Below are 15,251 nucleotides of genomic sequence, written 5' to 3' on the forward strand. Positions count from 1 at the left end.
CTTGGACATCCCCGGCATCGGGCAAGTTCTGGGTACTATCCGTAACCTCTTTGGAGCAGAGGGTGAAAATACTCGGGATCGCCGCCAGTCTCCACGCGGGGTCGTTTATCAACAGAATGCTGGACGCGGCGGGTGGGGAGATGCCCGTGGGCGTCGACTTCGCGGTGTGGTCCGGGCTGGGCGAGATCCCGCCGTACACGCGCGGTCCGGTACCGGCTTCCGCGCGGCAGCTCATCCGGTTGGTGGCCGCGTCCGACGCGGTGCTGCTGACCGCTCCCGAGCACAGCCTGCTGCCGGTGGAGCTGACGTACGCGCTGGAGTGGATGTCTGCGCGGAACGGGCTGTCGGGCAAGCACGTGGCGGTGATAAGCGCGAGCGCCCGGGCGTGCGGCGCGATGTGGGCGCAGGCGGAGCTGTACAAGCACCTCCAGGCGGCGGGCGCCGTGGTGATGGGGGACGAGCTGGTGATCTCACCGGCCTGCCCCCACTTCGACGAGGACGGCCACCTCGCGGATCCCGCCCTGCGCGCCCAGGTGCGCGCGGTGATCGGCCGGCTCTGCCCCGCCGAGGTCATGGAGCCCGCGCTGTCGCTCTGATCCGGTTCACGATCTTCCTGCCGAAGTCGGCGCGTCTCGTTACGCTCGAAGATCCACGGGCAGGGAGGTGGGGCGTCGTGCTGATTCGGTTACTCGGACCGGTGGAGGTGGAGCGCTCGGGGCAGAGCCGGCCCGTGCGTCCGCCGCAGGTCGCGCTCGCGCTCGCCGCGCTCGCGTGGGAGGTCGGCCGGGTCGTGTCCGTCGAGTCGCTCCTCTTCCGGATCTGGGGCGAACAGGTTCCGCCCGGCGCGCGGCGCACCCTGCACACCGTCATCACACGTATCCGGCGCGACGTGCTCGCCGATGACGGCTCCGTCGTCCACCGGCTCGGGGGCTATCTGCTCGATGTGGACGAGTCCGCGGTGGACGTGCCACGGTTCCGCCGCCTCGCCGACCAGGCGCTGGCGGCGCCTGATCCGGTGCCGCCGCTGAGCGAGGCTCTGGCGCTGTGGCGCGGCGACCCGCTGACCGGGCTGCCCGGCGAATGGGCCGAACGGGCCCGCCACCGCCTGCGTGACGCACGCAAGGAGACCCTGCTGCGCTGGGCACGGGTGGTGAGCGGCCGCGACGCCGCCGCCGCGGTGGCGGCGCTGTCGCCGCTGGCCGAGGAGTATCCGCTGGACGAACTGGTGGCGGCCGCGCTGATCGAGGCACTGCACGCGTGGGGGCGGACCGCGGAGGCGTTGACGCACTTCGCCCGGGTACGCCGGACGCTCGCCGAGGAGCTGGGTGTCGAGCCGGGTACGGCGCTGCAGCGCGTCCATCGCATGCTGCTGCGCCCCGGCCCGGCGACCGAGCCGGCGCGCCTGGTCCCGGCACAGCTGCCGGTCGGCCTGAGGCACTTCGTCGGGCGGGCGCCGGAACTGGAAACGCTGGCCGCGATCGCACCCGGCGAACGTCCGGCGACCGCGACGGTCTGCGCGATCTCCGGGCCGCCCGGGGTGGGCAAGTCGTCGCTGGCGCTGCGCTGGGCTCACCTGCACCGCGACCGCTTTCCCGACGGGCAGCTGTATGCCGATCTCGGCACGGTCGGCCCGGCCGACGCGGCCGTGGTCCTGCCCCGGCTCCTCGGCGCGCTCGGCGTCCCGGAAGCCCAGGTGCCTTCGGGCTTCGAGGCGCAGATCGGGCTCTACCGCAGCATGCTGGCCTGCCGGCGGGTCCTGGTCGTGCTCGACGACGCCCACGACGCCGCCCAGGTCCGGCCGCTGCTGGCCACCGCGCCGGGGTGCCTGACGCTGGTCACCAGCCGCTCCGAGTTGTCCGGCCTCGCGGTCACGGCGGGGGCGTACCTGCTGAATCTGGACGTCCTGCCGGGAGACGACGCCTACCGCCTCCTGGTGGCGTGGCTGGGCGAGGCACGGCTGGCGGCGGAGCCGGCGGCCACCGCGCGGATCATCCGGCGGTGCGGCCGGCTGCCGCTGGCGCTGGCGATCGTCGCGGCGCAGCTGGCCCAGCGCGCCGATCTGCCGCTGGGCGAGGCCGCCGCGGACCTCGAGCGGGCCGGCGCGGATCTGGAGCCGTTCGCCCACAGCGACCCCGCGGTCGACCTGCGCGGCGTGTTCGGGCGCTCGTACCAGGACCTGCCCGCGCCCGCAGCCCGGCTGTTCCGGCGCCTCGGGCAACATCCCGGGCCGCATCTGTCGCTGCCGGCGGCGGCGAGCCTGGCCGCTCTGCCGGTGGACAGCACGCGGGAGCCGGCCACGCACCTCGACCGCGCGAACCTGATCGAGATCCGCGCGCCCGGCCGCCTGCACCTGCACGACCTGCTGCGCGTGTACGCGGCGGAGCAGGGGCGCGCCGCCGACAGCCGGGCGGTTCGGCGGGCGGCGACGCGACGGCTGCTGGACCACTACCTGCACTCGGCGTGCGCCGCCAACGATGTGTGTTACCCGCACCGCGACAGCCTGCCGCTGGACCCGCCGGCGCGGGGTGCCGTGGTGGAGCGGTTCGCCGGGCAGGCGGAGGCCCTGCGCTGGTACGCCGACGAGTCGGTGGCGCTGCCGGCGCTGCTGGCGGAGGCGACCGCGGCCGGGTTCGACCGGCACGCGTGGCAGCTGCCGTGGGCGTTCGCGGAGTTCATGCAGCGCCGCGGCCTCTGGGAGGAGATCCTGCGCACGCATGCGGTGGCGTTGGACGCGGCCGGGCGGCTCGGCGACCGGCTGGCCCAGGCCCGCTGCCACAACAGCATCGCCCGCGCCCACGTCAGGCTCGGCCGCGACCGCGAGGCCGTCGAGCACTTCGAGCAGGCGGTGGAGCTGCACCGGGACCTCGGCGAACCGGTCCTGCTGGCCCACATCCACCTGGGCCTGACCGTCGTGCTGAGCCGGCTGCGGCCCGGCGAGGCGCTGGGCCAGACGCTGCACGCGCTGGAGCTGTTCCGGCAGGCCGGCGACGTCGTCGGAGAGGCGCGGGCGCTGAACAACTCCGGCTTGTTGCGAGCCGGGACCGGCGAGTACGACGAGGCGCTGGCCGACTGCCGGCGGGCCCAGCGGCTCCTGGCCGACCACGGGTACACCCAGGGCGAGGGCCACGCCTGGGACAGCGTCGCCCACGTGCTGCACCTCAAGGGCGACTTCGCGGGAGCGGTGGCCTGCTTCGAGCGGGCGGTGGAGCTGCTGCGCGACTGCGACGACCGGCACGCGGCCGCCGAGACGCTGGTCCGCCTGGGCGAGACGCACGTGCGGGCGGGTGACATCGCGGCGGCGCTCGACGTCTGGAAGCAGGCGGCGGAGTTCTTCGACGCCTTCGACGACGCGAAGGCGGCGCAGGTCCGCGACCGCGTCGCTGCGTTTCATCATCCGGCCTGACCTGCTGGGACAGGCCGTTGAGAAATCGTTGAGAAATCGCTCAGCGCTCTGGCGCAGGCTGCGACGTGCGGCGGGACGGCGGCGCAGGCCGGCGTACCGCCTCGCATGGGCGGGCGCGGGCCCGCCGGAACGACCGAAAGGAAAAGTTCTATGCGCGTCGTGACCAGAATGGCCGACCGGCTCCTCGAGCTGATCGCGCCGCACACCGTGGCCAGGGCGGCCGACTGCGGTTACCAGTGCTGCAATTTCCCAGCGTTCACCGCGAAGTACTGCTGCTACTACCCGAACGGCAGCTCCAGCTGCGGCGGCTGCAAGAGCTACATCTACTGCTCCTGACCGCACGTTGACCGGGGGCCCGGCTGGCAGGCCGGCCGGGCCCTTCACACGGAAGGTTGTCTCATGCCCTATTTGATCGCCGTCGTGGCCCTCGTCGGCGCATTGTGCCTGGTGGATCTGGTGTTGACCCTCGGCGTGGTCCGGCGGCTTCGGGAGCACACCAAGCTGCTGGACGGACTGTATGAAGCCGTCGACCTGATGGGCGGCCCTTCCGGGCCGGGCGGGGGGCCGGCCGTCGGCGACGTCGCCGGTGATTTCGAGGCGACGACGGTGGACGGGAGCCGTCTCACCCGGGATCTCCTGACGGACGGGACGGTCGTCGCGTTCTTGTCGCCCGATTGCTCCGGCTGCCATGAGAAGCTTCCCGGCTTCGCCTCGTGGGCCGCGGACCAGGACCGCTCGCGGGTGCTGGCGGTGGTCGACAACCGATCGGGTGACCCCGCGGAGATGGTCAGCGCTCTGCAGCCCGTGGCAGAGGTGATCGTGGACAGCGCTGTGAGCAACGCGTTCGGCGTGCACTCGTTCCCGACGTTCCTCCAGGTGGCCGCGGGTGGCAAGCTGCTCGCGGTGGCGCCCGAGGTCTCCCGGCTGCCGGCCGGGTCGCCTGCGTGAGCGAGCCGGCACCGACGCCGCAGGGGCTGGCGAGGAGCGCGGCACGCGCCGCCGCGATGGTGTGGCGGTCGGCGCCCGCCCATGTCCTTGCCTACCTGGCGGTCACACTGGTGGGCTCGGCCACCCCGATCGCCGTGGCCTGGCTGACCAAGGCCGTGCTGGACGGGGTGGCGCTACGGCAAACCGGCACGCTGCTCGCCCTGGCGGTGGCCGTCGCCGTCGTCACCACGGCCGCCGCGGCGGCGACGCACGCGGGACATTACCTGCGTGCCGAGGTGGATCGCCGGACGGCACTGCACGCGAAGGACGAGCTGTTCGCGGCGGTCTCCGGCTTCACCGGTCTGGCCCGGTTCGAGAGCCCGGCGTTCCTTGACCGGCTGCGGCTGGCCCAGCAGAGCGCGAGCAACCCCGGCAGGCTGGTGGACACCACGCTCACCGCCGCTCGCAGCGCGGTGACGGTCGCCGGCTTCGTCGCGTCCCTGGCACTCGTCAACTCCGCCTTCACCGTCCTGGTCGTGCTGTCGGCCCTGCCGGCGCTGCTCATCGAGCTGCGGATGTCGCGGCAACGGAACACGATGTTGTGGCGGATCGGGCCGGCCGAGCGTCGCGAGATGTTCTACGCGCACCTGATGTCCACCGTGGACGCCGCCAAGGAGATCCGCCTGTTCGACCTCGGCCCCTTCTTGCGGCTTCGCATGCTGGCCGAGCTGCGCACCGCGAACGCCGAACGCCGCCGGCTGGATCGGCGGGAGCTCCGCATCCACGCGAGCCTGTCGGGCGCCTCGGCGATCGTGGCAGGAGCGGGCCTCGTCTGGGCGATCCTGGCGGCGGGGCAGGGGCGGCTCAGCGTCGGCGACGTGGCGATGTTCGTGGCGGCGGTCGCCGGTGTGCAGGCGGCGCTGGACAGCATGGTGTCGGCTGGCGTGATGGCGTACGAGCACCTGCTGACCCTTCATCACCACATCACGATCGTGAGCGCCGGACCCGACCTCCCGACGCCGGGCCGTCCCTTGTCGATGCCCCCTCTCCGCCGGGGCATCGAGCTGCGCGACGTCTGGTTCCGCTACAGCGAGGATCATCCGTGGATCCTGCGCGGCGTCAACCTGTTCATCCCGAACGGGGACACGGTCGCGCTGGTCGGGCGGAACGGCACCGGCAAGAGCACGCTCGTGAAGCTGTTGTGCCGCTTCTACGACCCGACGCGCGGAGCGATCCTGTGGGACGGCGTGGACATCCGCGACGTGCCGCCGGAGGCGCTGCGTGCCCGGATCGGCGCCGTCTTCCAGGACTTCGTGTCGTACGAGCTGACGGCGGCCGACAACATAGCGGTGGGTGATCTCTCCGCCGCCCAGGACCAGGCGCGGCTCGAACGGGCGGCACGGGACGCCGGTGTCCACGACGCCGTCGCGACCCTGCCGAACGGCTACCGCACGATGCTGAGCCGCGGCTTCCCCGCCGACCAGGAAGAGGAGCAGAACGACGGTGTGCTGCTCTCCGGCGGGCAGTGGCAGCGGCTGGCGCTCGCCAGGGCGTTCCTGCGCCGCGACCAGGACCTGATGATCCTCGACGAGCCGAGCGCCGGCCTGGACCCCGAGGCCGAGTACGAGGTGCACAGCCACCTCGCGAGGCTGCGGTCCGGACGCACCAGCGTGGTCATCTCCCATCGCCTCGGCGCGGTCCGTGACGCCGACCGGATCGTGGTGCTGGCCGACGGCGTCGTCGCCGAGGCGGGCACGCATGCCGCGCTGCTGGCCGAGGACGGCACGTACGCCCAGCTGTTCACCCGGCAGGCGGCCGGCTACCTGGACGACGCCGAACCGACGGGAGCGGCCCGGTGACCGGCGCGGTGGCCGCGCTCGCCGTCGCCGGCCTCGCTCTCACGGTCGTCTGGCTGCGCCGCCGCTACCTGGTGGTGACGGTCGAAGGGGAGAGCATGCTGCCGGCGTACCGGCCCGGCGAGCGCGTGCTCGTCCGCCGGACGCCGCCTGGATCATTGCAGGCCGGGCAGGTCGTCGTGCTCGCGCAAACCCCGCCAGGCGGGCGCTCGGGGGAACCGCAGCCGAGCGTGAGCTCGCGCTGGATCATCAAGCGCGTCGCGGCCGTGCCGGGTGACCCGATACCGCGCGACACCGTCCCCGCCCTGCGGACCGCGCCGGGTACGCGGGTGCCGGACGGGCGGCTGGTCGTGCTGGGCGACAATCCGGACCGCTCGCACGACTCCCGCCACGCCGGCTATCTGGCAGCGGAACGCCTGTTCGGCGTGGTGCTGCGCAAGGTGGGACAGCCGCTCACATACAGTCCTTCTTCAGCAGCCGATCGACCTTGATGCCCAGGTCGAGCAGCTCGGACCGCACCGAGTCGAACTCCTGCGCGATCTCCGAGCGCACGGTCGCGAACTCGTCGGCTATCTGCGTCGGGACGAAGTCGTCCTCGGCGGGCGAGGCGGCGAAGCGGGCGTTCACCTCCCGCCGGATGGCCGCGACCTCCACGTCCACGGCCGCGAACTGCTCCATCGTCTCGGTACGCGCCATCGTCACCTCTGCCCTCATGGCGGCGATCTCTGACTCCAGGCGCTTGGCCCGTTCGTTGATCTCGTTTAGGAGTTGCTGCTCGCCCTTGGCCCCCGAGGCCGCGCCGTTGAGCCGACCACACGTCTCGAGGCCTTCGACACGGAGCTTCAAATCGAAAATCTCCGCTTGTACGTCCACACGTCATCAGACTTTCTTCTCCGTGGATACTCCGGCCTTAAGGCCGTGGAGGAAACGGACTTCCTGCGTAGCGGGGCAGGGAAAGCCGTTTCGCCGTCAGGCGAACCGGCGTCAAGGAGTTCCGTGCCACCCCGCAGCCAGAAGGCGTGCGGGGTGGCACGGGGTGCGGTCTCACGACCTTGTTCTCCGCTTACGCGGGTGACGCCCGTACGGCCAGGTGAAGCCGTGCGGGTCTCCCCTCGACCATGTTGGGCACTCCGCTGCCCGAAGGCGTCCGCGTCCCGTTTCGTCCCTGCTCCCGGGGTTGTCTGCTGACGCGGATTCCAGGGTCCGCCGCTGAGGAAGCACGGCGGAGTGGATCTGCTGACGTGTGTCCAACGTAGCCACCAAGGTCACCTCCCTTGTTGGTGGTGGCTGGGTCTGGTCACCCTGGCCCGCCCCATCTAGCGGGGCGAGCCCCGGCCTTATGGCCGGGGAGCGAGTGACACCTTTGCGCTTGCTGGACGGGCACGGCCATCCCTTGGGACCCGCCCCCGCTTTCGGTCACCATATGGTTGCAGTCAGTGAGCGGCCTTGGCCATAACTCGATGAAATCAGGGTGGATTCTTTGCCATGACCGGTTGCTACCGGCGGCGGTCCTCGATCTCCCAGAGATGGTCGAGGACGTGCCAGACGCTGCTGCGCAGCGCGTAGCGGGGCGGCCAGCCGGTAGTCTGGGGCGGCTCCCAAGGGCGGGACAGCACGTCGGCCAGTTCCGCCCGCATCGCGTCCCGATCCCCGGGCGACTTGTACGGCTTGTGGCGGACGTCCACCTTCCTGGCGTAGGCGCGCTCGGCATTCGACACGTGATCGACGATGCGCGACAGGTCGCGCCCGCCACCGCGGGGCCCCTTGCGCAGGTCCTCCGGCGAGGTGGCGGCGGTCTCGTCGAAGAGGGCCCACGCCGCCCGCAGCAGGGCGACGCCGCGTTCCGCCGCCGCGGACGACAGGGGCTCCTGATCCAGGTCGGGGACCGCGTACGGCGCGCCGAAGTCTGTCATGTCACTGCCGGGAACCCGTGCCACCACCACCGGGTCGCCCGGCGAGAACTCCAGGCCGGCGCGCGCGGCCACCACGCCGTAGCGGGGGACGTACTCCATGAGCAGGTCGAGAGCGGCCTCCTCGCCCTTGGCGACGCGGCACCAGCCGGGCCAGTCGAGCGAGCAGGCGAACACCTTCTTCGGGCCGATCTCCAGGTAGACGCGGGTCATGACGTGCAAGCGTGCCACCCGTACCTGTCAGAAGTGGTCAGGTTCAGATGAGGTCGATGAGATCGGCCACCGAGTCGACCACCAGCGAGGGGCGGTAGGGGAAGCGGTCGATCTCCGCACGCTGGGTGACGCCGGTGAGGACCAGGATCGTGAACAGGCCCGCCTCCATGCCCGACACGATGTCGGTGTCCATGCGGTCGCCGATCATGGCGGTCGTCTCGCTGTGGCCCTCGATCTCGTTGAGGGCGCTGCGCATCATGCGGGGGTTGGGCTTGCCGACGAAGTAGGGGGCCACGCCGGTGGCCTTGGTGATCAGGGCGGCCACGGCGCCGCAGGCCGGCAGCGAGCCCTCGGTGGAGGGGCCGATGGGGTCGGGGTTGGTGGCGATGAAGCGGGCGCCGCCCTCGATGAGGCGGATGGCCCGGGTGATCTGGGTGAAGCTGTAGGTGCGGGTCTCGCCGAGCACGACGTAGTCGGGGTCGAGGTCGGTGAGCACGTAGCCGACCTGGTGCAGCGCCGTGGTCAGGCCCGCCTCGCCGATCACGTACGCCGAGCCGCCCGAGCGCTGGTCGTCGAGGAACTGGGCGGTGGCCTGCGCGGAGGTCCAGATGGAGTCGGGGGGCACCTCGAGGCCCGCCCCGGCCAGGCGCACCGACAGGTCGCGCGGAGTGTAGATCGAGTTGTTCGTCAGGACCCGGAACCGCTTGCCGGACTCGCTGAGCCGCTTGATGAACTCGTCCGCACCGGGGACCGGCCGCCCCTCGTGGACGAGGACGCCGTCCATGTCTGACAACCACGAGTCGATCCGCTTGCGCTCAGTCACAGGCTCATCGTAGCGAGCGCGCCTTATCGACTTCCCGTCCCCTGCATGAACAATGTTCTTCATGACATTCACCGATGAAGCCCTTGATATCCGTGACGAGCTCGTCGAACTCCGTCACTCGTTGCACACCACGCCGGAGCTCGGCCTGCACCTGCCGCGCACGCAGGAGAAGGTCCTGGCCGCGTTGGAGGGCCTGCCGCTGGAGGTGAAGACCGGCACCTCGCTCAGCTCCGTCACGGCGGTGCTGAGGGGCGGCCGGCCGGGGCCCGCCGTGCTGCTGCGCGGGGACATGGACGCGCTGCCCGTGGCCGAGAAGAACGATCTGCCGTACACCTCGCGGCTTCCCGGCCAGATGCACGCGTGCGGGCACGACCTGCACACCGCGATGCTGGCCGGGGCGGCGCGGCTGCTCAGCGCGCGGCGCGAGGAGCTGGCGGGTGATGTGATCTTCATGTTCCAGCCGGGTGAGGAGGGGCATGAGGGCGCCAAGCACATGATCGGTGAGGGCGTGCTCGAGGCGGCGGGCGCACGGCCGGTGGCGGCGTACGGGATGCACGTCGTGTCCGCGATGTTGCCGCCGGGGCTGTTCGCGTCGCGGCCGGGGCCGATCATGGCGGCGGCGGACACGTTCCTCGTGACGGTCAAGGGGCGCGGCGGGCACGGCTCCAGCCCGCACCGGTCGCTGGACCCGATCCAGGCGGGCTGCGAGATGGTGACGGCGCTGCAGACCATGGTGACCAGGGGGTTCGACCCGTTCGACCCCGTGGTGGTGACGGTGGGCAGCTTCCACGGCGGGTCGGCGGACAACGTGATCCCCGACGAGGCCAGGTTCGAGGCCACGGTGCGCACGTTCAGCAAGGACAACCGGGCGAAGGTCAAGCGGCGGCTGGTGGAGGTCGTGCAGGGCATCGCGGCGGCGCACGGGCTGGAGGTCGAGGCGTCGTTCGGGATGGGTTACCCGGTGACGGTGAACAACGACAGCGAGGCCGAGTTCGTGGGCAGGACGGCCGACGAGCTGTTCGGCCCTGGACGGTATTTCGTGTCGCCGCAGCCGGTCATGGGCTCCGAGGACTTCTCGTACGTGCTGGAGGAGGTGCCGGGCGCGTTCGTGTTCCTGGGGGCGTGCCCGCCCGACCGGGATCCGGCCACCGCGCCCTACAACCACTCCCCCGAGGCGATCTTCGATGACGCCGTGCTGCCCGACGGCGCCGCGCTCTACGCCTCGCTCGCCCACTCCAGGCTGTCGTGACCATGCGGGCGTGGGTCGTGGCCGAGCCGGGGCCGATGGCGACCCGGCCGCTGGAGCTCGTCGAGCTGGACGTGCCCGAGCCGGGGCCCGGCGAGGTGCTGGTGCGGGTCGAGGCGTGCGGCGTGTGCCGTACGGACCTGCATCTGGCGGAGGGCGATCTCCAGCCGCGGCGGCCGCGGACCACGCCCGGTCACCAGGTGGTGGGAAGAGTGGCGGGCACGGACGAGCGGGTGGGCGTGGCCTGGCTCCGCTCCACCTGCGGCACGTGCCGCTACTGCCTGCGGGGGACGGAGAACCTCTGCCCCCGTTCCACCTATACGGGGTGGGACGCCGACGGCGGGTACGCCGAATATCTGGTCGCGCCCCGCGACTACGTCTACCCCTTGCCCGGCGACGTGCCCGCCGAGCGGCTGGCGCCGCTGCTGTGCGCCGGGATCATCGGCTACCGGGCGCTGCTCCGCTGCGACCTGCCGCCGGGCGGGCGGCTGGGGATCTACGGGTTCGGGGCCTCGGCCCACCTGACGGCGCAGGCCGCCATCGCGCAGGGCGCAGTCGTGCACGCGGTGACCAGATCCGCGGCCTCCAGGGCGCTCGCGCTCGAGCTGGGCGCCGCGTCGGCGGGCGACATACCGCCCGAGCCGCTGGACTCGGCCATCCTGTTTGCGCCGGTAGGTACCCTGGTCCCAGCGGCGCTCGAAGCGCTCGACCGGGGCGGCACTTTGGCCATCGCGGGAATTCATCTGACCGATGTGCCCGTTCTGGACTACGAGCGGCATCTCTTCCAGGAGCGCACGCTACGCAGCGTGACGGCCAACACCAGGGCCGACGGGCGGGCCTACCTGGAGCTGGCGCTGGCGCATCCGCCACGCGTGACGACGAGTCTCTACCCGTTCGAAGAGGCGGACCGCGCACTCACCGATCTGGCGAATGACCAGGTCAACGGGGCGGCAGTCTTGGTAAACAGCTGACCGATTACTTGACGGCGCTTAGCTCCAATCCGCACACTGATGAAGGAAAGTTACATTAGCCTCACAACCACTGGAGATTATTGACGCGGATCAGGCGCGATCGTAGTGTCCGGTCAATCCCTACAGATCTTCGACAGGTCCCGACATCTCCCCGGAGCGGCAAATGAAACGACTGGCAGCGGTAGTCGCGTTGCTGGGTCTTGCCACCGCGACAGCAGCGTGCAGCGGTGGTTCCACCAACAATTCCAGTGGCTCGGGCGGCGGCGGCGGGCTCTTCACGACGATCGACGTGAACCGGCCCGGCATCGACGCGAGTGGCCCGGCGAACCCCTGGGCGCCGAAGGGCAACTCCTTCATGGGCTACAACGCGATGAAGCTGGGCTGGGTCAAGAACCACCTGACCGACCCGAACCAGTTCTACCCCGGCATCGCCGCCAGTTGGGAGATCGCTCCCGACAACTCCTCGGTCACCATCCACATCCAGCCGAACGGCAAGTGGTCCGACGGCAAGCCGGTCACGGCCGATGACGTGAAGCTCTCCCTCGGGCTGGCCTACACCGCCGGCAGCACCGCGTTCGCGATCACGCCGGGCGCGGCGGGCGTGGCGGCCGACATCCAGGTGGTCGACGCCAAGACCGTCAAGGTCACCCAGGACATGAAGAACCCGAGCTCCAAGTTCGCCCGGGGCGTCATGGACAGCTGGGTCGTGCCCGCGCACGTCTTCGGCAGCCTGCTGCCCGCCGACTTCTGGGACAAGCTCAAGACCTCCAGGGGCACCGGCGCCGACGCCGACAAGGCGCGCGAGGAGATCCTCGCCATCGGCCAGAAGGTGCTCGCCTTCGCGCCGCCCAAGGACGTCTCGGCCGGTCCCTTCACGCTGGAGCGGGTGAACCCCGGCGAGGCCCTGCTGGTGAAGAACAAGAACTTCTACAACGCCGCGCAGGTCGCGCCCGCGCAGGTGAAGTTCCTCAACTACAGCGGCAACGAGCAGATCTGGAACTACCTGACCGCCGGCAAGCTCGACCACTCCGGCTTCGTCGCCGCTCCGACGGACGTGATGACCCGGATCAAGAACGCGCCCGGCTCGCAGCCGATCAAGGGCTTCTCGCCGGTGGCCGTCGGCCTGGCGTTCAACCAGTCGAAGAAGCCGTACGACAACGTGCACGTGCGGCGCGGCCTGGCCTACCTGATCGACCGCGACCAGGTGACCAAGGTGGCCTCGCCCGAGGGCGGCACCGCGGCCGTGACGACCTCCGGCATCCACCAGAAGCCCGCGCAGGAGTGGCTCGGCTCCGAGCTGTCCACCCTGGAGCCGTACAAGCACGACGTGGCCAAGGCCGAGGCCGAGTTCAAGCAGGCCGGCCTGCAGAAGAAGGGCGGCAAGTGGGCGCTGGCCGACGGCTCGCCGTGGAAGGTCACGATGCACGCGCCGTCCGGCTTCTCCGACTGGATCTCCGCGCAGGAGAACATCAAGAGCCAGCTCATCGAGAACGGCGTGGACGCCGAGGTCGTGACCGTCGCCGACTTCCCCGTCTACCTCGAGGAGATCGCCGCCGGCAAGTACGACGCCGGCTTCTGGCTGATGGCGCTCGGCCCCGCGCCGTACGACATCTTCCAGCGCCTCTACGGCGCCTCCAACGGCTGGACCAACGTCGCGGGCAAGGTCGCGCACAGCGCGCCCGGCAAGGGCGGCAACTGGATGGGCAGCGCGGAGCAGCTCGACGTCCAGGGCGTCGGCAAGGTCAACCCGGGTGAGCTCACGGCCAAGCTGAACGCGGCCACCGCCGAGCAGGCCAAGCCGATCATGCTGGAGCTCGCCAAGACGGCCAACCAGGACCTGCCCGCCATCCAGCTCTGGGACTACGTGAACACGCAGTTCACCAACACCGGCCGGTTCACCGGCTGGCCTGAGCAGGACAGCGACCTGCTGCGCCTGCCCGCCGGAGTCTGGATCCAGCTGGGCCTCATCAAGGCCAAGCAATAGAGAAAGAGCCTATGGTAGTCATCGCACGACGACTCGCGGGCCACCTGGCCCGCGGGATCGTCATGATCCTCGTCGTAGCCACGATCAGCTTCTTCATCGTGAGGAGCATCCCCGGCGACCCGGTCGCCGCTAACGTGCAGAAGCTGATCCAGCAGGGCATGGATCCCCAGACAGCCGAGCAGGCGACGCGCGTGCTGTACGGGTTCCAGCCCAAGGGCTCGCTATGGGAGCAGTACATCCAGTACATGTCCGGCCTGCTCCGCTTCGACCTGGGGCAGTCGGTCACCCACGCGGGCGCGCCGGTCACCCAGGTGCTCGGTGAGGCGGCCAAGTGGACCGTCCTGCCGGTGCTGGCGGGAACGCTGCTGAGCTTCCTGGTCGGCATCGTCATGGGCGTCTACGCGGCCATCAAGCGCTCGGGCAAGCTCGGCGACATCCTGGCCATCTCGGGGTCGCTGCTGCACGGCGTGCCGCAGTACGTGCTGGGCCTGCTGCTCAGCGCGATCTTCGCGACGCTGATCCCGATCCTGCCGGCCGACGGGCCCGTGGACATCCTGTTCGAGCCCGGGTTCAACGCCGGCTACATCGGCTCGCTGGTCGAGCACGCGGTGCTGCCGGTGCTGACGTACGCGCTGGCGGCCTACGGCGGGTGGATCCTGGCGATGAAGTCGAGCGTGGTGACCGTGCTCGGCGACGACTTCATCCTGGCGGCGGAGCTGCGCGGGATGAAGCGGTCGATCATCTTCAGGTACATCGCGCGCAACGCGATCCTGCCGCTCTTCACGATCCTCGCGCTCTCGCTCGGCGTGCTGCTCGGCGGCGCGGTGTTCATCGAGCGGATCTTCAACTATCCGGGACTGGGCCTGCTGCTCCTCGACAGCATCACCATGCGTGACTACGCACTGATGGGCGGGGCGTTCCTGCTGATCACGGTGTCCATCATCGTGGCGAACATCCTCGCCGACCTGTTCTACTCCGTGATCGACCCGCGGGTCCGCAGCGGGGAGGAGGTGTCGTCATGAGCGTGCTCCTGGAGAGCTCGTCGACGAGCGCCACGATGCGCCGCAACTTCTGGGCGGGCGTGTGGCGGGTGATGAAGCGCAAGCCCAGCCGCATGGTGGGCGTCGTGCTGATGCTCGGGTTCGTGTTCATGGGCGTCTTCGGGCCCATGTTCTACCCCGCCCAGCTGCCCCGCGACCCGAGCCAGATCACCAGGCCACCGAGCTGGGAGCACTGGCTCGGCACCGACGACCAGGGCAGGGACGTGATCGCCCTGGTGGTCACCGGGTCGCGGTACGTGCTGCTGGCCGCCCTGGTGACCGCGGTCATCACCGTGGTCGTGGGCGCCGGCATCGGGCTGTTCTCCGGCTTCAAGCGGGGCCGCTGGGACAACGTGCTCATGCGGCTCACCGACATGAAGCTGACCATCCCCGGGCTGCCGCTGCTGCTGGTGCTCTCCACCGTGTGGAAGTTCAACAGCGCGATCCAGATGGGCCTGGTGCTGGGGCTGCTCAGCTGGGGCGGCGTGGCGCGGGCGGTACGCTCGCAGACGCTGTCGCTGCGCGAGCGGGGCTTCATCGAGGCGGCGCGCGGGCTCGGCCTGTCCACGACGCACATCGTGGGCAAGGAGCTGCTGCCCAGCATGGCGCCGTACATCGCGATGAACATGCTCATCGCGGTCACCGGCGGCGTGTACGCCCAGGTCGGCCTGTTCTTCCTGGGCGTGCTGCCGTACGAGTCGAACAACTGGGGGCAGATGCTCAACACCGCCGTGTTCCGCTCGGGCGCGCTCACCGTGCCGAGCGCGCTGGGCTTCCTCATCGGGCCGCTGCTGGCGATCCTGTTGCTGACGCTGGCCATCGTGCTCGTGGTGGACGCCATGGACGAGATCTTCAACCCCCGGCTGCGCGAGGAGTAG

Annotated in this window: 14 protein-coding genes; 11 read left to right on the top strand and 3 right to left on the bottom strand. The window is 70.6% G+C overall.

What is annotated here, in order from left to right; translation table 11 throughout:
- The first annotated feature begins 62 nt into the window (after positions 1-62).
- The 6 genes from ABN273_RS19255 to ABN273_RS19280 all read left to right on the top strand — a co-directional run bounded on the left by ABN273_RS19255 (position 63) and on the right by ABN273_RS19280 (position 6,677).
- Positions 63-596 carry an NADPH-dependent FMN reductase gene (locus tag ABN273_RS19255; RefSeq protein ID WP_349450287.1) on the top strand — a complete coding sequence of 178 codons (534 nt, stop codon included), beginning with the start codon at positions 63-65 and terminating at the stop codon, positions 594-596.
- Positions 597-673: 77 nt separating this feature from the next.
- Positions 674-3,403: an AfsR/SARP family transcriptional regulator gene (locus tag ABN273_RS19260; RefSeq protein WP_349450288.1), complete on the top strand. Its 2,730-nt coding sequence runs from the start codon at positions 674-676 to the stop codon at positions 3,401-3,403.
- A gap of 150 nt (positions 3,404-3,553) precedes the next feature.
- Positions 3,554-3,739: a hypothetical protein gene (locus ABN273_RS19265; RefSeq protein ID WP_349450289.1), complete on the top strand. Its 186-nt coding sequence runs from the start codon at positions 3,554-3,556 to the stop codon at positions 3,737-3,739.
- A gap of 63 nt (positions 3,740-3,802) precedes the next feature.
- Entirely contained in the window at positions 3,803-4,351 is a 549-nt protein-coding gene (locus ABN273_RS19270; protein ID WP_349450290.1) for a TlpA family protein disulfide reductase, read from the top strand.
- The gene (locus tag ABN273_RS19275; RefSeq protein WP_349450291.1) at positions 4,348-6,189 is read left to right on the top strand and encodes an ABC transporter ATP-binding protein; all 1,842 of its coding nucleotides are present in this window, start codon (positions 4,348-4,350) and stop codon (positions 6,187-6,189) included. Before ABN273_RS19270 ends, ABN273_RS19275 begins: the two co-directional genes overlap by 4 nt.
- Positions 6,186-6,677 carry a S26 family signal peptidase gene (locus tag ABN273_RS19280; RefSeq protein WP_349450292.1) on the top strand — a complete coding sequence of 164 codons (492 nt, stop codon included), beginning with the start codon at positions 6,186-6,188 and terminating at the stop codon, positions 6,675-6,677. Before ABN273_RS19275 ends, ABN273_RS19280 begins: the two co-directional genes overlap by 4 nt.
- Here ABN273_RS19280 and ABN273_RS19285 read toward each other — a convergent pair.
- The 3 genes from ABN273_RS19285 to ABN273_RS19295 all read right to left on the bottom strand — a co-directional run bounded on the left by ABN273_RS19285 (position 6,640) and on the right by ABN273_RS19295 (position 9,132).
- Positions 6,640-7,032: a hypothetical protein gene (locus ABN273_RS19285; protein WP_349450293.1), complete on the bottom strand. Its 393-nt coding sequence runs from the start codon at positions 7,030-7,032 to the stop codon at positions 6,640-6,642. The genes ABN273_RS19280 and ABN273_RS19285 overlap by 38 nt on opposite strands.
- 650 nt (positions 7,033-7,682) lie before the next feature.
- Entirely contained in the window at positions 7,683-8,309 is a 627-nt protein-coding gene (locus tag ABN273_RS19290; RefSeq protein ID WP_349450294.1) for a hypothetical protein, read from the bottom strand.
- 43 nt (positions 8,310-8,352) lie between these two features.
- Positions 8,353-9,132 (bottom strand): HAD-IIA family hydrolase, encoded by a 780-nt coding sequence (locus ABN273_RS19295; RefSeq protein WP_502911070.1) that lies wholly within the window; start codon positions 9,130-9,132, stop codon positions 8,353-8,355.
- A 61-nt stretch (positions 9,133-9,193) separates the two neighbouring features.
- Between ABN273_RS19295 and ABN273_RS19300 the strand changes: the two genes are divergently transcribed.
- The 5 genes from ABN273_RS19300 to ABN273_RS19320 all read left to right on the top strand — a co-directional run bounded on the left by ABN273_RS19300 (position 9,194) and on the right by ABN273_RS19320 (position 15,251).
- Positions 9,194-10,381 carry a M20 metallopeptidase family protein gene (locus ABN273_RS19300; protein ID WP_349450295.1) on the top strand — a complete coding sequence of 396 codons (1,188 nt, stop codon included), beginning with the start codon at positions 9,194-9,196 and terminating at the stop codon, positions 10,379-10,381.
- A gap of 2 nt (positions 10,382-10,383) precedes the next feature.
- Positions 10,384-11,349, top strand: coding sequence for a zinc-dependent alcohol dehydrogenase family protein (locus ABN273_RS19305; RefSeq protein WP_349450389.1), 966 nt, complete (start codon positions 10,384-10,386; stop codon positions 11,347-11,349).
- Between the two features lie 163 nt (positions 11,350-11,512).
- On the top strand, positions 11,513-13,333 hold the full coding sequence (locus tag ABN273_RS19310; RefSeq protein WP_349450296.1) for an ABC transporter substrate-binding protein: 1,821 nt from the start codon (positions 11,513-11,515) through the stop codon (positions 13,331-13,333).
- Between the two features lie 11 nt (positions 13,334-13,344).
- Positions 13,345-14,355, top strand: coding sequence for an ABC transporter permease (locus ABN273_RS19315; RefSeq protein WP_349450297.1), 1,011 nt, complete (start codon positions 13,345-13,347; stop codon positions 14,353-14,355).
- A complete protein-coding gene (locus tag ABN273_RS19320) occupies positions 14,352-15,251 on the top strand; it encodes an ABC transporter permease (protein ID WP_349450298.1) in 900 nt (299 codons plus the stop codon). Before ABN273_RS19315 ends, ABN273_RS19320 begins: the two co-directional genes overlap by 4 nt.

The sequence above is a fragment of the Nonomuraea sp. B19D2 genome (genome assembly GCF_040137845.1).
GTDB lineage: Bacteria > Actinomycetota > Actinomycetes > Streptosporangiales > Streptosporangiaceae > Nonomuraea.